This is a genomic window from Acinetobacter sp. YH12021 (assembly GCF_013420145.1).
GTDB classification, from domain to species: Bacteria; Pseudomonadota; Gammaproteobacteria; order Pseudomonadales; family Moraxellaceae; genus Acinetobacter; species Acinetobacter towneri.
On the sequence record NZ_VOYT01000015.1, the window covers coordinates 1 to 18,684 of the forward strand.

The following is an 18,684-nucleotide window of genomic DNA, read 5'->3' on the forward strand; positions in this document are numbered from 1 at the left end:
CGCGACTCATGAGTGCTCGGTTATATGCGGGCCAATTGGTTGTGCGGTAGATTTTGTGTGTAGGCTTCTTCATTTGAAAATTATATCGCTGAAAAAGCCTTTACAGATAGGTTTGTGCAACAAAGCCCTTTTATACTAAATTTTACTGAAAGTAATGAAGCTAAAGTTGACTAAATAAATCAGGAATTGTCTTCTTTAAAAATTAATGCAAAAAAATATAGCAATATATGTTTCTTTAAATAAAACCTACATACACTCACATTCCTTGATCTTGAATTATTGTACGCTCATGTCATCTTAATTTTTGAATTTCAGCTATGAGTAAAAATAAAATGTACGATGCTCAGGTTTTACAGCAACAATATGAGCAATGGCATGATTTACATCGACAGATGCGAGAAGCGCAGCAAAAATGGCAAGCTGCAGAAAAGCTCTGGCAAGAATTACAGGCCTATTATCAAAGTGAACAATGGCTTGAGGACTATGAAAATGCGCCTGAACTTAGCTGCCGCGAAGGGGAATATTCTATATTATCGCAAGATACGCTATGGAATGCTTTAGAAGAGCGTCGCCAACAGGCAATTGATTGGATGAAACTGAGTTTAAGTGTGATTGAGAATTAAACTTAATCCAAACTTACATCTAATTTATTTTGATCAATAAAACTATCATCACAGTTTTATTCAGTAAATTTACTGCATATTTAATCAGTTATGTTATTTTGAGTTGGTTTGAAGAAATTAAAAACGAGTATCAACATGAAAAAGTTATATAGTGTTTTGGCTGTTTTAAGTGTGGCAACTTTAGCTGCGTGTAGTAATCAGCCTATCAATGAACAAACTCAGGTGCCACAGACCATGCAAAATTGTGTCCCAGAATCTGCTGCGCAGTTAGTTGGTAAAACAGGTTTGACTGAAACACAAATTAAAGCGCTTACCCGAGCTGAAATTGTGAGAATGGTTACACCAGGTCAGCCTGTAACAATGGATTATCGTATGAATCGAGTCACTGTGGTGGTCGATCCGAAAACTAAAATTATTATACAAGCTTCTTGCGGCTAAAAATTTTAAGAAATTTTCTCAATATTACCCTGAAAATTTGCTCTGATTTTCAGGGTTTTGCGTTTTAATCAGCCAATCACTCAAAATTAAAGGACTACAGTGTTAATATATCGGTTGTCATAAAATTTTAGATCAGGTCAGATAATGCACTTATTTATGTGTTTGAAAAATCAAGGAAATACACATTGATGCAAGCCTTGAATATATCGACACGCTTAGGTGGATTCTACTTTTTCTATAAAACCATTGTGGAAAGTTTATTTTTATAAATCCAATAAAAACAAGTTGTTATGTTGGTAATTTGCAGGTTTTATTGTGTCACTTTTTTACTTGTAGATTATTTGTAGACTGTTGAGAAACATGCTTAAATCAGTACTGTCTAAGGTATCTGGTATTAAATATGAAACTCAACAAGTCCAATGTTGATGCTATTCCATTGACGACGTCAGGTCAAAAAATTTATCGGGATAGTGAGTTAATTGGCTTTGCTGTTCGGGCTACCACCAAATCAAAATCCTATATAATTGAAAGAAGAAATGCAGGGGAACTGTACAGGGTAGTGCTAGGTAAAACTAATGAAATTTCTACCTTGTCTGCTCGTGCAAAAGCACAAACCATTTTGGCTAAAATTGCCAATGGTGAGTATGTAAAGCCATCAAAAAAACAAGTTGTTAATAACCCACTTGATATTACAGTACAAGAAGCATTGGATATTTATCTAAGCAAAAATGATTTCAAGCCAAAAACAGTCAAACAATACAATAAGTACTTCAATTTGTATTTGCGCTGGTCTAATAGAAAATTATTTGAAATCACCAAAAGTGAAGTCCTGGATAAATTTATTGAAGTAACTAAGTTGAGCCCTTCATCTGCGAATGGTGCTGTATCGCTACTGGGTACGTTGTGGAAATATATGCATGTGCTGTACTCAAGTGATGAGGATCCAATACTGCGCACAAATCCTGTTGATGTTATTGCTGTAACCAAGGGGTGGAATAAAATTGAGCGTCGTGAAAGGCACTTGGATAAAGAGGTTATTCACAAATATTACAATGCCGTTCTGAATTACCAGGATGAACTGAATTTAGAAAATACTGCTCGATCTAACACACATCGAGATATACTTTTATTCACAATGTATACGGGTTGCCGACGTCAAGAAGTCTGTAAGCTGAAATGGACTGATATCAATTTTAAAGATGGAACAGTTGTATTTAAGGATACAAAAAACGGTGGTGACCATTGGTTTCCCATAGGTGAACATCTATTATCAATCCTGAAAGACCGTTATTTATTGCGTGAGAACGATTGGGTTTTCCCTGCGACAAAAATACCAACGTCAGCAAACATCCATGCCACCTGTGTTGATCGGATTCTAAGAGTCATAGGTGATCAGGTGGATTTCTATGTTTCAATGCACGATTTCCGACGTACTTTCGCTACGATTTGTAATTTACTTCGATTCAATATTTACGTGACCAAGCGATTACTGAATCATACTGCTAGGCCACGTGTTGATGTGACTGGTGGATATGTTCAAATTCCAATGGAAGAACTCAGGGCTTCAATGAACATGGTTGAAGCTGTTTATCAAGGCAAAATTGACTGTTTTAACTATGAAAGTGTTTGGGATGAGCGATTAAAACAAATAAAGGCAGGATAGACCTGCCTTATGCGTACTGAGCCGTGCACGTTGTTGTGCGGCTTTTTTCGTAGGCCAGCACATCACGTTTTTTATAGGCGATGCGTCGTCCAATTTTTGTATATGGTAACTCAGAACCATCGCAGCGCATTCGTGCCAGTGTCCAAGGGGAGCAACCCAAATATAGCGCCACCACTTCTTGACCAAAATTTTGATCATTTGGAGCAGCTATAAAACTTTCAAGTAATTGCTGTTTTTTACATTCAGCAACTGAGTCCAAGTTTCTTAATGCCATCACAACACCTCTCCCAATGCTTTAACCACACCATACTGGTCATGCTTATTAATATATAAAGCAAGCATGTTGTAGAGCGGATGCACAAAGTGTTTTTGCACACGGATAATGACTCCAGTGCCATTAGCCTTTCTGCTCTTTGTGACATTGATAACCCATTCAACAAAATCAGAATTTAAATGACGCATATCAACCGCTATTTCATAAAGAGCACCTGTTTCACCTGGATCTAACACCAAGTCAAAGGGCAGCATCTTGTGCAACTCACCAGCAATGAAATTCGCCACGCCGACGTTCGTTTGTTGAATTTCAGTCATTCCGATCCACCTTAACTTGAACAACACCACCACAAGAAAAATGTGCATTGCTGGTCATATCTTTAGCACCATCATCTTTCCAGGTGAAGCTATCGAATACACCGTCAGCCACAGGGATTTCAAAAGCCGCCATTTGAGCATGCATCAACTTTAGGCCATCTTTTAACTCATCCAAGCAATCATCAATTCGATCAACAGGGATGTTTAGCAAGTCCTTTAGACTTGTAATTTTGTATTCAGTCATGGCTTTGCTCCCACAGCTTGGCTTTACAATATTCAGCCGCTTTTTCTGCATCATCTTTAGAGCTAAAAAACTCCCAACTACTAACAGCTTGGTTTTCAGCATCCCAAACCTTAGTTGCATAGAGTGTATTGCTTTCTGTGACTATGTATTCCTTATGCTCAACTTCTTGAACATCACCTACATCCATATCACACAACCAGTTATCAGGCTCATCCATCCAAAGATATTCACCCTCATCTAAATACCAGTGTTCTATTGATTTTTTAGCAACTAAAACAAACCCTTCAGGCACCGCTTGGGCTTTGTATTGCTTCGCCAAGCAAATCAAACATGGTTCTTCATCTGGATATTGACTGTTAAAAACGCCAGTAGGTGATTCGCATTTTTTTAAATGTTCATCACAAAGCAGCAACTTAATTTTTTGATCGGCTTGAGTTTTGGCTGCTTGCCATCCAGCTCGAAATGTATCCCAAAGCTCGTTAAACTCGTCTACTTGCAATTCCATTTCGCTATCTAGCGCAATATACTGCTGCAATTCTTCATCAAACTTAAAAGACCAATCTGGATTTACATTGTTTGATTCCTCAAAGCATTTTCTTTGAATATCCATCACGCCACCACTTCTTCACTAAGATTCACACCAACAAGACGACCAGCATCAATACAGAAATTGACTGTGTTTAAACCAAATAAGTCAGACAATAGGACGTACAGCTGATCTTCCGTAATTGTTAAGTGGTTTTTGGTTGTGACCACTGTTTTGATCTGGTCTTTTAGTAAATCGATGACATTAAGATCACTTGGCTGTGGATCCTGAGCAGATGTTTCTACAACAGGCTGCACACTAATCACATTTTCTTCAGCAGCTGGTGCCGCAATAACTTCAGCATTCATTTCTTGGCCATTAGTTTTTAATTGGTATTTGTAGCTGCCGAATTTACCAGTGCGGATAATTTCACCCTCGTTTTTCAGCTTATAAATGCCATTGGTGAATTGCTTGTCATTCAGTTGCAAAGCAGCCATCAATTCAGGCTTTGTTAAACCTGCGGGAAAGTCATGCAAATATTGCAAAATTTCTTCATGAGCTTTTGCCTGCACTCTGGTTGAAACCTGTTTAGGTTGTTCAGCTTTTGGTTGCTCTGCTGGCAGTGGCTGTGGCTCAGCTTTTATTTCTGCTCTAGCTACACCTGACAGGAAATAAACACCATGCTCTTCTTGCACATCGATCGTTGCTAGGATGTTTTTCACGGTCTTAATACTAAGGCGGCAAACAGTCATTAATTGGTTTGCAGATAAGCCAAGCGGGTCATTCTTTAAAGCATCAATTACCTTGTCTTTTGCTTTTTGTAGAGCTGTCTGCTCATGAAAGCGTCTCATATCAGCAGCTGAATTCATTATTCTCTCCAGTTCGCTTCTTTGAATTTTGCGTCAAGAATTAGGCTGTCAATTTCACCTAAACTCACGTTGTTAAATATGTGCGTCATCTTGGTCCCGAACACTGTTAGTGTTCGGGTGATGGTTGAATATGAGAAACTCATGAAGTCACCGCACTTACGCCGTTTTCCAACTCAAAGCGACGTTTCTTTATATAGTCCATCAGCTTTGGTTGAATCTCTGGTGCACGAGCTGACACATCAATTTCAAGTGCATCAAGTGTGGTCAAGTCGGGTGCATTTTGGATTTGCACCATTAAAGAAGGTGGCTGCTCAATTTCAGGCTTCGGGTTCAACAGCATTAAGCGCTTACTAATAGCTGTGAGTAGTGGTTTGCGCTGTTCTTCAGTCCATTCTTTTGTGTAGCCGACCAATGCATTTGCTTCTGCAGGTGTGGCAGCAACAGCTGCACGACCGACCAAGTCATTAAGCAAAGCTTGATATTTATCTTCTGTCGATTCTTCTGCAGGTTTGTTGCATAACTGTTCGGCTTCTTGTTGAAGTTTCTGCAAGTTAGCAACAGACAGATCATTATCTTGCTTGTTTGCGATAGGCCCTAAAACTTGCTCAATTTCATTTACTGGCTCAGGCTCAGCAACATTAATTTCAGGTTTGGCCACAACTGTTTCTGCAGGTGATTCAAGACTTCCACCGCTCACAGCAATTAATGCTTTGGCATGCGTTTCAGCATGTTCTTGCACTAAATGCACCAAGCCACGGTTTAAAAGCACCAAGTCATTTGCGCTGTTTTTCCACTTAAAGCCCTTGCTCAATTCCTCAGTCAGAACTGATGGGGTGAAGCATTGAATACCCTTGGCAGGCACTTCTTTGACTGCTTCTGGTACCTGTATTTCACCAATAGTCATAAACACGATCGCAATGCGGAATTCATGGTCAGTATCAAAAAATACAGTGGCAGGGAAGTTTCCAATAGCATCAAATACAGTCGCGTCTTTATGACGGCATTCGATTGATTGACCTGCAGCCATGGCCGCAAAAGCTTCATTACCCGTTAAAATACTCATGCTGCAAACTCCTGTGTTGGCTTCACATTTCGGCATAATTTCAGCTCAACCGAATCCACTAATAAATTGTCATCAAAAACTATTTGTTCTGCTTGGCTGAAAGTAGGTGCTTCAACCTGCCCAGTGATGTAGCCACGGCCACCTTGCACTTTTGCTTTGTAGGTCCAAACATAATTTTTCTTCATGTTGTTATCCCTTTAATGCTTTGCGTAGGTACGGGTCCACGTCATCCTGACGTAGTAACCAAGCTTTGTAGTCACTCGGCAGGTCATCAATGTAAGTACCTTTGTATTTGCCGAAAGTGATTTTTTTCGGAATACGTGCTGTTTCAGACATCATGTAAAGCGAGTTCATATCTTTGATGCCCAGCTCGCCAACCAACACCTCAAGCAATACACCAGTGAAGTAAATGTCATATTTCGCGTTATGAGCATTGCGTAAATGCTTACGAGCCTTTTCTTTGTCTTCACTGATTTGGTAATACAAGGCGCCAAGTGAGTGACTTGCGTCTGGCCATAACATGCGCGATAAAGCCAAAGTACAAATTGCTTTCACTTCAATTTTTGGGTCGCACTTTTTAACTGCTGCAACGTCATAATCAATATTGTGACCGATCATGTATTTGACTGTGGTAGGCAAGCGGAATGTTTCATAGCTTGGCTTGCCTGCAATGTCGGATTCCAAAATGTGGTGCACTGCCATCGCACCAAAAGAGATGCGTTCTGGGCATGAAAAGTATTCATCAAAATTCAATTCATGCCCCACGTGCAAAGCGCCATCTATAAAGTCGCAAGGCGAATACGAAATCTCAATCGGGTATCCGTTCATGTCGTGAGTTTCGGTGTCTAAAATTACTGCGTTCATGCAATAGCGGCCTCTTTAAAGTTATTCATGATGTGTGCTTTTACTGTCTGGAAGTCAGCGGCATTGATTGCTAAAAGGCTGTCAATTCCTTGTTCTTCGCAGAACGTCATAACATCAACATTGTTTTGGGCAAGTAAGTTTTGGAGTTCATCTCGCTGTTCATCCGTGATGCCTAAAAACTCTTTTGGCCCAATCCATTTGTTCAATTCTTTGTTGAATGTGCATTTCAGTCGCTCTGCATGGTGAATTAGAGTTTTGCGCATAACTTCGTAGTAACGATGCTCTTTAACCAAAGAAGCGGTCAGTTCGTTAATATCGCCAGCATGCTTTGCTTCATTGCAGCTCTGCTCCCAGTTACCCAAGTCTTGCTGAGCCTTTTGCTCCTCAAGCTGTGCAGGGGTTAGTGTGTTGATATGGCCCTTGGCTTGATTAATTAGGTCAGCCAAAAAGCGCGGGTGCTCTTTCAGATCAGGTACCCAAACCTCGCCCGTTTCACCCCCTAAAGCACCTGAGTTTTTAGCGTGGTGAGTAGGGGACGGCTTAAAGCTAATTACACGTGCACTTTTACCTTCACTGGTAGTGACAGTGGTCAAATAACCCATGATGTCTGCAATGCGATAAAGCATATTTCTGTTTTTACCGCCTAAGTCTGGACGGTAAATAACTTGGTCGCCCGAGTTGTCTTCTGATGCGTGGGCAATAAATACAACGTCTTTACCCGAGCTGACCAAGTTGTTCACATATTGAGTAAAAATGTTGTTGGCCAAACCCTGCGCCTTAAGCTTAAGTGAACCATCCTTTTGACGGTTTTCACGGTTGCCAAGTAGGTGGGTTTTAATGCTTTCAAGCATTGCACCCACGGTATCAATCACAACAGTGTTATACGGTGCTAAATCCTGCAGGGTGATATTTGCAACATCAGACCATTGCTGAACAGGAACCACGGCACCACGACGTAGCTCACCAGTACGATGTGCGCCTTTGTCAAAGTCAAAAGATATGGCTTTGTCACCTGTAAAACCCATAGAAGTTTTGCCAAGACCAGGATCCGCATAGATGTAGGTAATGATCGCCTGAACAATTAACGGCTGGTCAGCTGTAATAATCGGTAATGCCATGATTACATTCCTCCCATGCGGCGGCTTCTACGTTTGTGGTCGCCATATTCTTTACTGGAAAAGAAGCCTGTATCCTGCAGAATTTGGTTATATTCGCGGTTACGATTCGCCTTACGTGCCTTTTCCAATGCACTGAATAGCCAGTCGTTTGGCACTGTTCTGAGAATCTTTTTCAACGTGCCGTCAGTGTTAACTGCAAATACATCAATGTTTGAAAAGTAGTTTTCAGAGCGCACATTACGTTTCAGCTTGAGTGCATAAAAACGTGTTTTTGTTGTGCCCACACGGTAAATTTCAAAGCTGCCCTCATGTCGTACAAAGGCTGAAAAGTACTGTGTGTCAGTAACTTCAATCGGCATGTTTATTTTCGGAAGATCCTCAACACGGAACTTTAAAAAGCCTGAGTACAAGTCTGAAAAGTTAAGCTGTGACTTTTGGTTTAAAGGAGTCCATTCGCTTGAACCATCCTCTGACCAATACACGTCCTTGCCATCACCAAGGGCAGTAAACACTTGTTCTGGAGTTGCAAAATTCATGATTCATCTCCCAAGGTAACTAAACGATGTTTTTCGATGTGTGCTTTGATTAGAGCATTCATGTTTCGGTGATCGATGTGATCGGTGAAGTCGTTATAGCGTTTGCCAGTTGCATCAAAGACCTGAACGTCATCAAGACTGGTGACATCAACAGCGGTAAATTCAGATCCTGGAACACCGTAATTGTCTTCAAATGCTTCAACTTCAAAAGTTGTAGTGATGCGGAAACCATCTAAACGAATTACAGCCTGACCTTTGGTGTTGTCAGTCATACGCAGCTGTAATAGCTCGTATTGAGACGGTGCAGTGTTCGCTGTAAAAGCGGGTGTGTAAGTCGTTGGCTCTGGTGTGTAGGTGACAGCCAAAGCGCCCACTGTGGCAACTGCAGCAGCAATAGCTACAATTGGATACTTGAAAGATTGAGTTGTTGTATTCATAATTACCTCGCAGTTTGGAAAAGCACACATGATTTAGCGGTCGGTGTGCTTTTTTTTGTTTCGATAATTAAAGCATACTTTAATAAATTGGATGTGTAAAGCGCACTTTAATAATTATTTTAAACTTTACTTTAATTTGTGCTTCAATAGACAAAAGAAAACCCACCGCTGGGGTGGGTTGATCTTAAGTTGATACTTTATTTTTTTACTTCAGTAATACTGATCGGCTTATCTTTCTCAAACTCGACAACACCTTCACCGCCTTTGAAGTGAATAGAAACACCATCATCATTCGCTAAGCGAACTCCACTACCAGAAACAGCATGTTTAAGATGATAAACCTTACCCGATCCATCAATCATTTGTGCAGTTTCAAATAGGTCAGATGATTTTAGGAAAAGTTTTAAATCATTAGGGCCTACAAAACTGATAACTTGTGTGTTTTCAGGGGCATTGCGTATCACGTTTTCACGCGTTACTTCTTTATTTGGAGTCGAAGTACAGCCAGTGATCGCTAGAGCTACAAGAGTTGCGCCTAACACGTATTTCATTTTGTTTTCCTTTTTATCTTTTAAATCATTGGGGTAAATATAATAAATGGTATAAAACTGCGTTTAAATCCACTGTTACAGAGTTATTACACAAAAAAACCACCGCTGGGGTGGCTTAAAAAAATTTTAATCTTTAATTAATTGCTAAAATCAAAACCTCATATGGCTCGTACTTTCTTTTGTTCTTATTAAACCGCTCTCTTACCAATATATCAGCTTTAACTTGTACAGTGCCGTGCAATACACTTGGCTGGACATCATCGCCAAGAATAAATTTTACTCTTTTAGTAAATAAACTTGGTATATTGCCTGCCCAGCCTGTCTCTGACCTATCTTTATCACTTGCAAAAATCAACACATCTACATTTGAGTGAGCTTCTTCACGTTCATCAGGAGTTGGAGGCTGGTATGTTTCTGGAACGTTATTAATAAATTGAGGTTCTACATTTAAGTGCTGTAATCCATCTACTTCTATTGTACTGTTTGGGGTTAAACGAGCAGGAGCTAAAGCATTAACAGTTTCTTGAGCGAGTTTTTTGGAGTCTCTTAAGGAGTTCTGATATTCTTTGATTTGTTCTGGTGAGATATTTACATCACCTGCTGCATTTATGATAACGCTATTGTATGCCTCAATAGCTGGTTGTTGAGGGGCGGAAGGGAAAAAATTAGAGTGTAGGGCTTGAGCGCCTACTACCAGTGCAGCACCAACTCCAAGAGCAACTACCGTCCTCACTTTTTCATTATTCCTTACAGTAGATTCGTAAATTTCCTCGGCTTTTTGTTGATTTTCTTCACCTATAACGTATTTTACCAAAAAATCAACAATAAAACTGCCTTCACCTACTTCCTTTACAAATACCTCAGTACTTTCGATATTTATATTTTCCATAGACATAGAAACCAACAATCTTGTCCTTTCCAATAAAGCCTCAAAGCTTTTTAAACTTTTGATAGCAATATCGACTGGTACTGGCTCATCAATCGTGAATCTAGCTCTATATTCTGCAAAAAAAATAGCAGAACCATTTTCATTAATTGTCAGTTCACCTAATTCCACTTTTACCCCCTTCTTAAATAATTACACTGGATACGCCAGTTTCGCTTTGTTACTAATTTTTTAAGTGTATTATTCTTAGCTATATATAGATATAACTAATGAAATTAAAGACTTGAAGCCGCATATAGCGGCTTAAACTCATCGAAATTTACTGGCTGGAGGTACGTTTGAAATTTTCATCATTCATACAATATTCAAGGCTATCTCTTAAAATGCCTACCATTCTGTAGATGTGCTCTGGTTTTTCTATAAAAATCTGCCCATTATTTTGAATTTCTAGGCCAGCACGCTCAAGTTCAGCTTTACGTGTCTCATCAATAGATACATTAAACTGAATAGTAGGGCGTTTACGATTCACGTCATATCTAAACAACCATCTGTTAGTTTTATTTTGATATAAAACAGAATAGTAGCTTTCCGTGTCACGTCCTTCTAACTCAATATCTGGGAATAATTCAGTAACAATGCGCAACAGATCTTGCTCATCCTTTGTTGTGATGATTTTTTCATTGTCAGGATTTACGATAAAGTCGGGTTCTTGTATTACCTGGCTAACTTCAGGCTGATCACCAACTAACTTCTGCTCAACAGGTTGTGCAGTAATAATTGTAGGAGAGGACAAGCCCTTAACAACCGTGTCACTAATCGCTTGCTGTACCGCCTGCTGAACAAAAGGTTGGATGGACTCAAGAAACTTAGTATTAAGTTGGCGTTGAATATTAGCCTGTTGTGCGACATAGCGAACAAAGTCAATATCAACTTCATTTATGCTTCTTTTAATGACAGATTTAAATTGCTGTATATATTGACTTTCTTCAGCAAAGAATCTTAGTTTTTCTGCATGAAAATTATCATGCTTAAATTCTGCCAATTGAGTTAAATCTTCAGGATGTGCTTTCGTAAAATCAATAGTTAAGAAAGGTTTCTCATCCATAACATTTGTGTTTATTAAATCAGTAAAAAATCTCCATTCACGGCCATTTGTAATAGCGCCAATTGTTACGCCAAGACTGCTATTAAAATATCTTGATAGTTGAGGGGCGTGGTTAGTTAGGTTTGCAATATAAGGCTTAGCTTCAATAAACATTACAGGCTGGCCGTTGCAATACAATGCATAATCAACACGTTCTGTTGATTTTACTCCTGGGAAATCTGCTGCAAACTCAGCAAGAACTTTCGTTGGATCGTACGGATTAAATCCCAAAATATCCAATAGAGGCAATATAAGTGCTTGCTTTGTAGTTTCCTCTGTTGTGCAGTGTTCACCCACTTTTTTCACATGTTCTATATGATTTTTAAGTCTTTGTACAAAATTATCCATGGTTTTCCCCCTCTGGATTAGCAGCTGTGTCTTGAGAGACAAGTTATCTTCAATTAATTTTCTATATAGCCAACAATCTTACTCAACCATCTTTTGACCCAACTTTCCCTCATTGCATAGCTGGATCAACTGCTCATTAGTAAGCACAGGGATGAAGTGTAGATCGCCAATTTCTTCTGAGAGAATTTTAACTTCTTCGGGGTTTAGCGTTAGAGGTTCGTTAGCAGCTGAAGCCTTGTTAATACGCTCAATGATTTGATTCATAATTTGTTGTGGATGCATAAGTATTCTCTATTTTTAAATTTACCCCGCCCGCCAAAACTGGCGACCTATTACTTTAAAATTCCTTCCATTTTCTTCACTTACAATTCTGTCTGGAAACTTTTCATTCAAGCTATGAAGCACCAAAGAGCCGTCAGCTTCTTTAAATATTTGCTTCAACATGCCTTCGCCAGCTAAATACACAGCGTAAATTTCACCATCAATAATGTCTGTTTGCGCTAAGTTGATACCAACTAGGTCACCATCCTTAATGAAATCCGCCATGCTTTCGCCTTTGGCTTTAATAATTTTCATGGTTTTTTCAGTAACGCCTTTTTCTTTCATAAACGAAGGCGAAAATGGGATTTTTCCATTAATGGTGTCAAAGTGAAATTCAATTGATTCGCCAGCGCCACATGAAAAGACAGCCTCAACAACATCGATCCAAACAAAATCATCTTTGTGGTCTTCGGTTGCAACCACGGTATCTACAGCAACAAGTGGATCAAACTTAATAGTTGAATCAACATCGTCCAGCATTTTAAATTTTGAATCGCCAGCTAGCCAGTGTGGGTTTACACCCAAGTACTGCGCAGCCTTTGCATTTTTTAAACTATCAAGTGAGTTGGTTTGTCCGTTAATCCATTGACCTATGGCGGCAACTGACACACCACAAAACTTTGCCATTTCACTTCTTTTTAATTTCTTTTCATTTCTGGTTTTCAAGAAATGGCTAATAGCAAGGTTAATCCTATCCTGAAGAGTGTTCATAAAATAAAACCCACTTTAAATTTAAAGCTAGCTTACAACATGAATAATAAAGCTTGCTTGCAAATATTTATTAAAGTATGCTTTAAAAATAAAGCGCACTTTGAGGAATAAAAGTGAAAGTACTGATTAAGACAAGTGATGCTATGAAATTCTTCAAAAATGCATCCCACTTAGCAGATGAGATAGGGGTTACTCCACAAGCTGTAAACCAGTGGGGGGAGTATGTTCCAGACCCATCCGTTGGAAAAATTATGGCTTTGATTCCCAGTATTCATTTTGAAATACGCCGTGATAAGTCAGTTTCATCTATAGCTCCCGCATTAACTGCATAAATCAATTATCAACCAATTGATTTTATTTAAACACGTTCAAAGGAAGCCTAAATGAACATCTTAGATGCGGCATATCACACGGTGCATGACTACCCAGGTGGGGCAAATGCTCTTGCACCTAGACTCGGCATTAAAAGCCCAGCCGTGCTGAATAGCAAAGTGAATCCAAACACGGATACACACCATATTACGCTTGCTGAAGCTTCAAAATTAATGGGAATCACAAACGATTACCGCATTTTGCATGCACTTAATGCAGAGCACGGCAAGGTTGCAATTGATATACCTAAAATTCCCGAATGCCGCGACACAGCATTGACTGAACTGGTGTTAAACATGGGAATCAGTGGCGGTGACATTCAATCTGTATTCAAAGAAATGATGTTGGATGGCCGTATAACTCGTGGTGAAGCGGTGGATATGTCACGAGTCATAAACAAACTGCACAAGATATTGGCTGAACTGGATGCCAAGGTACACGCCTGTGTTGAAGGCAAATAAAAAAGCCCGACTTCGTGGATCGGGCTTTTGCGTTCAATTCAGAGGGAAATTCTTTATGAACACAAATACTTTACCAAAACACCCATGTCAGGGCAAATGTACGGAATTTAAAGAAGAGCAGTGCAGCAACTGCTTAATCTTAGTGCCGCAATGTGATTACTGCGGATCGGACAGCATGGTCAGCCGTACAGAAAACAATGATGGTTTTATTTGTGCTGACTGTTATTGGGAAGACAAACCAGAACATACCGTGGCGTTGTTTGTGAGTGATGAGGGTGTAATGGTTAAATCTCTGTACCTTGTCAGCCCCATGCAAGCCCCTTACAAGGAGCTTAGAAGCCATGCGTGATTATGCAAAAGTATCGCCACATTTTTGGACAGGGTCCACTGGAAAACAGCTGCGTAAATGTCCAGAGGGTCTCGTGGTTGCAATGTATTTAATGACTTGCCCTCATGCCAATATGCTCGGCTTATTTTACGTGCCGCTTCTATATATCGCGCATGAAACAGGCTTGGGCTTAGAAGGTGCTTCAAAGGGGCTTGATAGTGCCTGCGAAGCGGGATTTTGCACTTATGACCATGAATCTGAGGTTGTATGGGTTTATGAAATGGCACGCTATCAGGTTGCTGATTCGCTTAAGTCTACAGACAACCGTTGTAAAGGCGTACAGAATGAGTATAACTCATTGCCCTCAAACCCTTATCTAGCAAGCTTTTTTGACAAATATAGCAAGGCATTTTGCATGACTGAAAAACGTGCAAATTCGACAAAAAAACACACGAAAAATGAAGCCCCTTCAAAGCCCCTTGCAAGCCAAGAACAGGAACAGGAGCAAGAACAAGAGAATATACACACAAACGCGCATGAAAAAATTTTGGAACCTGAAGTTTGGAATCCAGATATCGAGCATCTGAAAGTGATTTTACAAACTTCAAAATTTTCGCAACGTGTTCATGAAATTCTGAGTCTGGAAGAATTTCAATTCCATCTAGGGAATTTTAACGCGCATCACGAAAAGAATTTTCAGCTCACTGACAACCAGCGTCATCACAAATTTGCACAGTGGCTCGTTCAAGAATTTGAAAAACAGCAGCAGCGTATTGAGCGTGAAAAAACCCAGCCAACCCGAAAAACAAACTCTGTCAAACAAAACCGTAACGTCAACGACGCTTGGGGTGATGTGACTCAGTATGCGCCTTGCTCAACTGACGATATCGATTTGGGGGACCTTGTATGAACTCAATTGCAGCAGTAGCAGGATTTAATTTCCAAGTTAGTAGTGACATTTGTCCTATCCACGCTGAACTCAAAATCAAAGCGGGTAGTAGTTTGGTTTGTGGAACCTGTGCAAAAGAGAATGTGATTCAAAGCAATCTTGAACATCAAAAAACAGTTGATGCCATGGTTCGAAAAAAACACTTTGAAGGTGCCAAACTCCCAAGCCGACACGCCAAAAGTGGATTCAACGAGTACATCACTCAAAACGATGGCCAAAGAAATGCCAAAGAGCTTTGCGTGAAATACACCAAGGATTTTATTACGGGCCTTACACGTAATTTGATCATGGTTGGTCGTACTGGTACTGGTAAAACACATCTGTCTTGCGCCGTGGCTAGAAACGCTTTGGACAAGGGCAAATTCGCAAGATACATCACGTCTGAAGACATGTCAGCAGAAATTGCCAATGCATGGACTAAGCCCGATGACAACGAAGCTCAAGCGGTTTACCGATTCACTGAATACGATTTACTAATTTTGGATGAATATGGTTTGCATGATCGGCATGAGAACAGACTGCAGCTGGTGCACAAAGTGCTGTACGCACGTTATGACGAAGGCAAGCCAACGATGCTCATTTCAAATTATACGTTAGAAGAATTGCGCAAAGATTTAGGTGATCGACTGTGGTCTCGTTTTCAACATGATGGGTTAGATGTTGTGGAATGCAACTGGGCAGATCAGCGGGTAGGGGGTGGGGTGTGAGCAAAACAGTTGAAGATTTCTTAAAGAATGGCGTGGATATTAAACCAGTTGAAAGTGTGTTTGATAAAACAAGGAAGCTCACATTTGAAGATCAGTTAAATATTTTGCTTTTCGCATGCTATGCAACTCAGTTGTTCACTGTGAAAGATATTCAAGAAGCCGTTATTGATGCACACAGGGCAACCGTTTATAGCCAACTGCAAAATTTTGTTGAATGGCGATATTTGGAGCGTGTTTCAGGTAGTCACTACAAGGCAACGCAGTACGCCAAAGACATCATGAATGTTCAAAAGGAGTTGAAGGCATGAATTTAACAATCGAACAGATGCGGAAAATTGTGGATGGTGCGCCTGAGTGGGCTAAGGCATACAACACAAAAATGAAAATGTACACGAACGGATTTATCCGATGCTCAAACGATATTTTTCTTGATGAGCTTAAATCCCAAATTGACCAGCACTACTACGGTCGCAGCGAAGCGGAAGAATTGGCTGCCTATGCAGAGCTGAGCCAGGAAAAAATTGAAGGTGGCGCAATGCTGGTCGGGGATTTCAGCAAGGCTCGAGAGCGAATTCAATCTGTGTTTGAAGATGACCGCACGGATTACGTGACTGACATCCGTAATCACATCTCGCCGATGACGATTGTGCAGGGGGATTGAGAGATGAATTTTGAAGAAGCAATGAATAGCTTGGAAGGGGTGGTTATAAATCTTTCAGAAATTCCGTTTACCGCCTTTGAGGTGTGGTTTGAGGATCAGGACTTCTACACGAATATGCGATTCATCCATGGTGACAAGCTGTTTGATAGGGATGGCGATGTTTATCGAGTGTTGCTGGTGCAGATGGCTTATCAGGCTTGGGATTATCGAAAAGCCCAACTCAACAACATGGAGCAGTGCTATATCCAGCTTAAACAAGAACACAATGAGCTAATCGCATTCAACACTGTGCAGGATCGTATGCAGAAAGCTGCTGAAAAAGTTGCTGAGAAATATAAGCGAAAAGTTTCAATGATTGCTGATCTTTTACGTGATTCCACTGACAAGGATATGACATTGAAAGCCATTCAAACAGTCATAGAACGGGTAGGTGAACATGTGTAAATTCTGTGGCCGCATAACAGGCGGTTTGGTTTGTGGGTACTGTGGCTGGGTGCCAAGTTCTGTGATGTATGCATTGCGAGGTGATGGTGACTAGCATCTCGCTTGCTGAATACAGAAAACTTTATGGCGGTGGTCGTAAGACTGCCACCAAGCGTAAGAAAAAGGTTAAAGGCGCAAAGGTGGAAAGTGTGGGTGAGGCAGCATTAATCCAGCAGCTCAGAGCGTTAAAAATTGAATTTGTGCAGGAGTTTCAATTTCACACAGCAAGAAAATGGCGGGCAGATTTTCATATCAAGAATACGAAGCTGCTGATCGAAGTTGAAGGGGGTATCTGGTCAGGCGGCAGGCATACACGGGGTAAAGGTTATTTGGGGGATATGGAAAAATATAACGCAGCAACAATGATGGGATTTCAGGTTTTACGGTTCAGTACAGAGCAAGTGACAAGTGGTTTTGCGATTAAACAGATTGAAGGGTTGGTGAAGGGATGAATGCAGCAGTGGCGGAAAAGTTTGAACAATTTGAATGGCTGACTCATGGCATTACGGCTAAGTCGCCAAATTTTGAACCAAATGTGCGTGGCACTGGAGAGAAGCCTTTGAATTACGAAGATCGTTTAGGTGCGATTGCAGTTATGGAAACACAGCTAGCGAAGTCAGTAACTGCGTTAATTATATTTGAGGGTAAGTGCGAAAGTGATTATGAATATGTGCGAGGGCATCTTGTAAATATCATGCTTAAAAACGCCGTAACGGATAAAAAGCGCGAGCCTGAGCACATCACAATGAATCACTTGGCGTACCTGATTGCGCGTATGGTCATAGACTTTGCATTGGATCCTCAGCTTGAGGCTAATTTCACAGCACAGGGGCGTTTGTATTATGCGGGTATTAATTGCCACCAGATGACGGTTGATAACTATCGAAAAACTTGGAAACCGTATGAAGCAATGATGGAAATCGCTATAGAATCAGCGATAGATGAAGCATCCAAGGCGATTGAAAAGTATAAAAAAAATACTTACAAAGAATTGCGTACTTAAAGATTCCATTTAAACGGAAACTAAGCTATAGTTTTTATAAGATGGTCATATTATGGCTGTCTAGCTTAATTTGTGTGAAAGCAAATGACGATCAGGAAAGACTGGTAATTACCGTAAAGCTCACAGAAATGTGGGCTTTTTTGTTGTTTAATTTCTATATAATTGTACAATCCATGCTCTTAAATTAAACGGGCTGATATTATATGAAAAAATTAAATAAAATTATGCTTTGTGGGTTAATGTTTGTTTCAATTGATGTGTTAGCTGCTGAAAAATTTAAAACACTTTCAACCACATTTCATGCAGATGATTACGAAAATGAGTATCAATCAGATACTTTTAGTTCAATCGCTCCAGTAAGAGTGGATTTTAGTTATGGGATGCATGAGCATACGGATGAAATGATGCTTATCACAATCAAACAGTCAGAATCTCAAATCCCTTTATTAAAGGGTTTAACGGTTGAATATTCTGGTAGTGGTAAAGATATGCATAATGATTTTAAAATCCCATTGAAACCAGCTGAAATAAATTGCTTTTATGAAGGTAGTGCAATGGTTGATTTTGGGCTAATTTCGGTTTTATCCCCATTATTACCAGGTGAATTAACAGCATCAGCAAACATTAAGCATGTATATTCCAGCACTCCCCCAAAGCTGGAGTGTAGATAAATTCAAGCCCTCGCTACCAAGCATTAGTTTGGTAGCACTAGCCGAACGTATTACGGCAAACAAAGCCCCTCGCATTCTAGATGTTGAGGGGTTTTTCTTTTCTTATTGGTGATTAC

29 protein-coding genes and 1 pseudogene are annotated in these 18,684 nt (G+C 40.1%); 14 read left to right on the forward strand and 16 right to left on the reverse strand.

Going from position 1 to position 18,684, the window contains the following annotated elements; all coding sequences use genetic code 11:
* Positions 1 to 317 precede the first annotated feature (317 nt).
* From FTT91_RS10980 to FTT91_RS10990, 3 genes and pseudogenes are all read left to right on the forward strand, one after another.
* Positions 318 to 623 carry a DUF4298 domain-containing protein gene (locus tag FTT91_RS10980; RefSeq protein ID WP_096901595.1) on the forward strand — a complete coding sequence of 102 codons (306 nt, stop codon included), beginning with the start codon at positions 318 to 320 and terminating at the stop codon, positions 621 to 623.
* A gap of 237 nt (positions 624 to 860) precedes the next feature.
* Positions 861 to 1,061: pseudogene (locus FTT91_RS10985) on the forward strand (I78 family peptidase inhibitor); the annotation flags it as partial.
* A 400-nt stretch (positions 1,062 to 1,461) separates the two neighbouring features.
* Positions 1,462 to 2,724 (forward strand): integrase family protein, encoded by a 1,263-nt coding sequence (locus FTT91_RS10990; protein ID WP_180169412.1) that lies wholly within the window; start codon positions 1,462 to 1,464, stop codon positions 2,722 to 2,724.
* Between the two features lie 7 nt (positions 2,725 to 2,731).
* Here FTT91_RS10990 and FTT91_RS10995 read toward each other — a convergent pair whose 3' ends face one another.
* From FTT91_RS10995 to FTT91_RS11070, 16 genes are all read right to left on the reverse strand, one after another.
* Positions 2,732 to 2,998: a helix-turn-helix domain-containing protein gene (locus FTT91_RS10995; protein WP_180169413.1), complete on the reverse strand. Its 267-nt coding sequence runs from the start codon at positions 2,996 to 2,998 to the stop codon at positions 2,732 to 2,734.
* Positions 2,998 to 3,315 carry a hypothetical protein gene (locus FTT91_RS11000; RefSeq protein WP_180169414.1) on the reverse strand — a complete coding sequence of 106 codons (318 nt, stop codon included), beginning with the start codon at positions 3,313 to 3,315 and terminating at the stop codon, positions 2,998 to 3,000. The genes FTT91_RS10995 and FTT91_RS11000 overlap by 1 nt, the downstream gene beginning before the upstream one ends.
* The gene (locus FTT91_RS11005; protein ID WP_180169415.1) at positions 3,308 to 3,559 is read right to left on the reverse strand and encodes a hypothetical protein; all 252 of its coding nucleotides are present in this window, start codon (positions 3,557 to 3,559) and stop codon (positions 3,308 to 3,310) included. The genes FTT91_RS11000 and FTT91_RS11005 overlap by 8 nt, the downstream gene beginning before the upstream one ends.
* Complete coding sequence (locus FTT91_RS11010; RefSeq protein ID WP_180169416.1) at positions 3,552 to 4,169, reverse strand: hypothetical protein; 618 nt, start codon at positions 4,167 to 4,169, stop codon at positions 3,552 to 3,554. Before FTT91_RS11010 ends, FTT91_RS11005 begins: the two co-directional genes overlap by 8 nt.
* Positions 4,169 to 4,954: a hypothetical protein gene (locus FTT91_RS11015; RefSeq protein ID WP_180169417.1), complete on the reverse strand. Its 786-nt coding sequence runs from the start codon at positions 4,952 to 4,954 to the stop codon at positions 4,169 to 4,171. The genes FTT91_RS11010 and FTT91_RS11015 overlap by 1 nt, the downstream gene beginning before the upstream one ends.
* A 139-nt stretch (positions 4,955 to 5,093) precedes the next feature.
* Positions 5,094 to 6,017, reverse strand: a complete 924-nt coding sequence (locus FTT91_RS11020) for a hypothetical protein (RefSeq protein ID WP_180169418.1) — start codon at positions 6,015 to 6,017, stop codon at positions 5,094 to 5,096.
* Positions 6,014 to 6,202, reverse strand: coding sequence for a hypothetical protein (locus tag FTT91_RS11025; protein ID WP_180169419.1), 189 nt, complete (start codon positions 6,200 to 6,202; stop codon positions 6,014 to 6,016). The genes FTT91_RS11020 and FTT91_RS11025 overlap by 4 nt, the downstream gene beginning before the upstream one ends.
* A gap of 4 nt (positions 6,203 to 6,206) precedes the next feature.
* The gene (locus FTT91_RS11030) at positions 6,207 to 6,881 is read right to left on the reverse strand and encodes a putative quorum-sensing-regulated virulence factor (RefSeq protein ID WP_180169420.1); all 675 of its coding nucleotides are present in this window, start codon (positions 6,879 to 6,881) and stop codon (positions 6,207 to 6,209) included.
* Positions 6,878 to 7,999, reverse strand: coding sequence for an ATP-binding protein (locus FTT91_RS11035; protein ID WP_180169421.1), 1,122 nt, complete (start codon positions 7,997 to 7,999; stop codon positions 6,878 to 6,880). The genes FTT91_RS11030 and FTT91_RS11035 overlap by 4 nt, the downstream gene beginning before the upstream one ends.
* A 2-nt stretch (positions 8,000 to 8,001) precedes the next feature.
* Positions 8,002 to 8,535, reverse strand: a complete 534-nt coding sequence (locus FTT91_RS11040) for a hypothetical protein (RefSeq protein WP_180169422.1) — start codon at positions 8,533 to 8,535, stop codon at positions 8,002 to 8,004.
* The gene (locus tag FTT91_RS11045) at positions 8,532 to 8,972 is read right to left on the reverse strand and encodes a hypothetical protein (RefSeq protein WP_180169423.1); all 441 of its coding nucleotides are present in this window, start codon (positions 8,970 to 8,972) and stop codon (positions 8,532 to 8,534) included. The genes FTT91_RS11040 and FTT91_RS11045 overlap by 4 nt, the downstream gene beginning before the upstream one ends.
* Before the next feature lie 197 nt (positions 8,973 to 9,169).
* Positions 9,170 to 9,523, reverse strand: a complete 354-nt coding sequence (locus FTT91_RS11050; RefSeq protein WP_180095565.1) for a hypothetical protein — start codon at positions 9,521 to 9,523, stop codon at positions 9,170 to 9,172.
* Positions 9,524 to 9,656: 133 nt separating this feature from the next.
* The gene (locus FTT91_RS11055) at positions 9,657 to 10,580 is read right to left on the reverse strand and encodes a hypothetical protein (protein ID WP_180169424.1); all 924 of its coding nucleotides are present in this window, start codon (positions 10,578 to 10,580) and stop codon (positions 9,657 to 9,659) included.
* Positions 10,581 to 10,728: 148 nt separating this feature from the next.
* Positions 10,729 to 11,901: a type I restriction endonuclease gene (locus tag FTT91_RS11060; protein ID WP_180169425.1), complete on the reverse strand. Its 1,173-nt coding sequence runs from the start codon at positions 11,899 to 11,901 to the stop codon at positions 10,729 to 10,731.
* A gap of 78 nt (positions 11,902 to 11,979) precedes the next feature.
* Complete coding sequence (locus tag FTT91_RS11065; protein WP_180169426.1) at positions 11,980 to 12,183, reverse strand: hypothetical protein; 204 nt, start codon at positions 12,181 to 12,183, stop codon at positions 11,980 to 11,982.
* A gap of 21 nt (positions 12,184 to 12,204) precedes the next feature.
* Positions 12,205 to 12,933 carry a LexA family transcriptional regulator gene (locus FTT91_RS11070; protein ID WP_180169427.1) on the reverse strand — a complete coding sequence of 243 codons (729 nt, stop codon included), beginning with the start codon at positions 12,931 to 12,933 and terminating at the stop codon, positions 12,205 to 12,207.
* Positions 12,934 to 13,046: 113 nt separating this feature from the next.
* Between FTT91_RS11070 and FTT91_RS11075 the strand changes: the two genes are divergently transcribed.
* The 11 genes from FTT91_RS11075 (at position 13,047) to FTT91_RS11125 (ending at position 18,568) form a co-directional block, all read left to right on the forward strand.
* The gene (locus tag FTT91_RS11075) at positions 13,047 to 13,265 is read left to right on the forward strand and encodes a Cro/CI family transcriptional regulator (RefSeq protein WP_151805483.1); all 219 of its coding nucleotides are present in this window, start codon (positions 13,047 to 13,049) and stop codon (positions 13,263 to 13,265) included.
* 51 nt (positions 13,266 to 13,316) lie between these two features.
* Positions 13,317 to 13,766, forward strand: coding sequence for a phage regulatory CII family protein (locus FTT91_RS11080; RefSeq protein ID WP_131262059.1), 450 nt, complete (start codon positions 13,317 to 13,319; stop codon positions 13,764 to 13,766).
* Between the two features lie 55 nt (positions 13,767 to 13,821).
* Positions 13,822 to 14,115, forward strand: a complete 294-nt coding sequence (locus tag FTT91_RS11085) for a hypothetical protein (protein ID WP_180169428.1) — start codon at positions 13,822 to 13,824, stop codon at positions 14,113 to 14,115.
* On the forward strand, positions 14,108 to 15,004 hold the full coding sequence (locus FTT91_RS11090) for a hypothetical protein (protein WP_180169429.1): 897 nt from the start codon (positions 14,108 to 14,110) through the stop codon (positions 15,002 to 15,004). The genes FTT91_RS11085 and FTT91_RS11090 overlap by 8 nt, the downstream gene beginning before the upstream one ends.
* A complete protein-coding gene (locus FTT91_RS11095; protein WP_180169430.1) occupies positions 15,001 to 15,750 on the forward strand; it encodes an ATP-binding protein in 750 nt (249 codons plus the stop codon). Before FTT91_RS11090 ends, FTT91_RS11095 begins: the two co-directional genes overlap by 4 nt.
* Entirely contained in the window at positions 15,747 to 16,058 is a 312-nt protein-coding gene (locus tag FTT91_RS11100) for a hypothetical protein (protein ID WP_180169431.1), read from the forward strand. The genes FTT91_RS11095 and FTT91_RS11100 overlap by 4 nt, the downstream gene beginning before the upstream one ends.
* Positions 16,055 to 16,411, forward strand: coding sequence for a hypothetical protein (locus tag FTT91_RS11105; RefSeq protein ID WP_180169432.1), 357 nt, complete (start codon positions 16,055 to 16,057; stop codon positions 16,409 to 16,411). The genes FTT91_RS11100 and FTT91_RS11105 overlap by 4 nt, the downstream gene beginning before the upstream one ends.
* A 21-nt stretch (positions 16,412 to 16,432) precedes the next feature.
* Complete coding sequence (locus FTT91_RS14815; RefSeq protein ID WP_373686117.1) at positions 16,433 to 16,855, forward strand: hypothetical protein; 423 nt, start codon at positions 16,433 to 16,435, stop codon at positions 16,853 to 16,855.
* Between the two features lie 86 nt (positions 16,856 to 16,941).
* A complete protein-coding gene (locus FTT91_RS11115) occupies positions 16,942 to 17,346 on the forward strand; it encodes a DUF559 domain-containing protein (protein ID WP_180169463.1) in 405 nt (134 codons plus the stop codon).
* Positions 17,343 to 17,897, forward strand: coding sequence for a hypothetical protein (locus FTT91_RS11120; RefSeq protein WP_180169433.1), 555 nt, complete (start codon positions 17,343 to 17,345; stop codon positions 17,895 to 17,897). The genes FTT91_RS11115 and FTT91_RS11120 overlap by 4 nt, the downstream gene beginning before the upstream one ends.
* 203 nt (positions 17,898 to 18,100) lie before the next feature.
* The gene (locus FTT91_RS11125) at positions 18,101 to 18,568 is read left to right on the forward strand and encodes a hypothetical protein (RefSeq protein WP_180169434.1); all 468 of its coding nucleotides are present in this window, start codon (positions 18,101 to 18,103) and stop codon (positions 18,566 to 18,568) included.
* The last annotated feature ends 116 nt before the right edge of the window (positions 18,569 to 18,684 follow it).

Bases quoted from the DNA above. Each gene is read 5' to 3' on its own strand.
- FTT91_RS11065 (WP_180169426.1), bottom strand. From the start codon at position 12,183: ATGCATCCACAACAAATTATGAATCAAATCATTGAGCGTATTAACAAG.
- FTT91_RS11090 (WP_180169429.1), top strand. From the start codon at position 14,108: ATGCGTGATTATGCAAAAGTATCGCCACATTTTTGGACAGGGTCCACT.
- FTT91_RS11015 (WP_180169417.1), bottom strand. From the start codon at position 4,954: ATGAATTCAGCTGCTGATATGAGACGCTTTCATGAGCAGACAGCTCTA.
- FTT91_RS11025 (WP_180169419.1), bottom strand. From the start codon at position 6,202: ATGAAGAAAAATTATGTTTGGACCTACAAAGCAAAAGTGCAAGGTGGC.
- FTT91_RS11010 (WP_180169416.1), bottom strand. From the start codon at position 4,169: ATGGATATTCAAAGAAAATGCTTTGAGGAATCAAACAATGTAAATCCA.
- FTT91_RS11020 (WP_180169418.1), bottom strand. From the start codon at position 6,017: ATGAGTATTTTAACGGGTAATGAAGCTTTTGCGGCCATGGCTGCAGGT.
- FTT91_RS11050 (WP_180095565.1), bottom strand. From the start codon at position 9,523: ATGAAATACGTGTTAGGCGCAACTCTTGTAGCTCTAGCGATCACTGGC.
- FTT91_RS11085 (WP_180169428.1), top strand. From the start codon at position 13,822: ATGAACACAAATACTTTACCAAAACACCCATGTCAGGGCAAATGTACG.
- FTT91_RS11070 (WP_180169427.1), bottom strand. From the start codon at position 12,933: ATGAACACTCTTCAGGATAGGATTAACCTTGCTATTAGCCATTTCTTG.
- FTT91_RS11030 (WP_180169420.1), bottom strand. From the start codon at position 6,881: ATGAACGCAGTAATTTTAGACACCGAAACTCACGACATGAACGGATAC.
- FTT91_RS11045 (WP_180169423.1), bottom strand. From the start codon at position 8,972: ATGAATACAACAACTCAATCTTTCAAGTATCCAATTGTAGCTATTGCT.
- FTT91_RS11105 (WP_180169432.1), top strand. From the start codon at position 16,055: ATGAATTTAACAATCGAACAGATGCGGAAAATTGTGGATGGTGCGCCT.
- FTT91_RS10990 (WP_180169412.1), top strand. From the start codon at position 1,462: ATGAAACTCAACAAGTCCAATGTTGATGCTATTCCATTGACGACGTCA.
- FTT91_RS11005 (WP_180169415.1), bottom strand. From the start codon at position 3,559: ATGACTGAATACAAAATTACAAGTCTAAAGGACTTGCTAAACATCCCT.
- FTT91_RS11080 (WP_131262059.1), top strand. From the start codon at position 13,317: ATGAACATCTTAGATGCGGCATATCACACGGTGCATGACTACCCAGGT.
- FTT91_RS11040 (WP_180169422.1), bottom strand. From the start codon at position 8,535: ATGAATTTTGCAACTCCAGAACAAGTGTTTACTGCCCTTGGTGATGGC.
- FTT91_RS10995 (WP_180169413.1), bottom strand. From the start codon at position 2,998: ATGGCATTAAGAAACTTGGACTCAGTTGCTGAATGTAAAAAACAGCAA.
- FTT91_RS11095 (WP_180169430.1), top strand. From the start codon at position 15,001: ATGAACTCAATTGCAGCAGTAGCAGGATTTAATTTCCAAGTTAGTAGT.
- FTT91_RS11000 (WP_180169414.1), bottom strand. From the start codon at position 3,315: ATGACTGAAATTCAACAAACGAACGTCGGCGTGGCGAATTTCATTGCT.
- FTT91_RS11125 (WP_180169434.1), top strand. From the start codon at position 18,101: ATGAAAAAATTAAATAAAATTATGCTTTGTGGGTTAATGTTTGTTTCA.
- FTT91_RS10980 (WP_096901595.1), top strand. From the start codon at position 318: ATGAGTAAAAATAAAATGTACGATGCTCAGGTTTTACAGCAACAATAT.
- FTT91_RS14815 (WP_373686117.1), top strand. From the start codon at position 16,433: ATGAATAGCTTGGAAGGGGTGGTTATAAATCTTTCAGAAATTCCGTTT.
- FTT91_RS11035 (WP_180169421.1), bottom strand. From the start codon at position 7,999: ATGGCATTACCGATTATTACAGCTGACCAGCCGTTAATTGTTCAGGCG.
- FTT91_RS11120 (WP_180169433.1), top strand. From the start codon at position 17,343: ATGAATGCAGCAGTGGCGGAAAAGTTTGAACAATTTGAATGGCTGACT.
- FTT91_RS11060 (WP_180169425.1), bottom strand. From the start codon at position 11,901: ATGGATAATTTTGTACAAAGACTTAAAAATCATATAGAACATGTGAAA.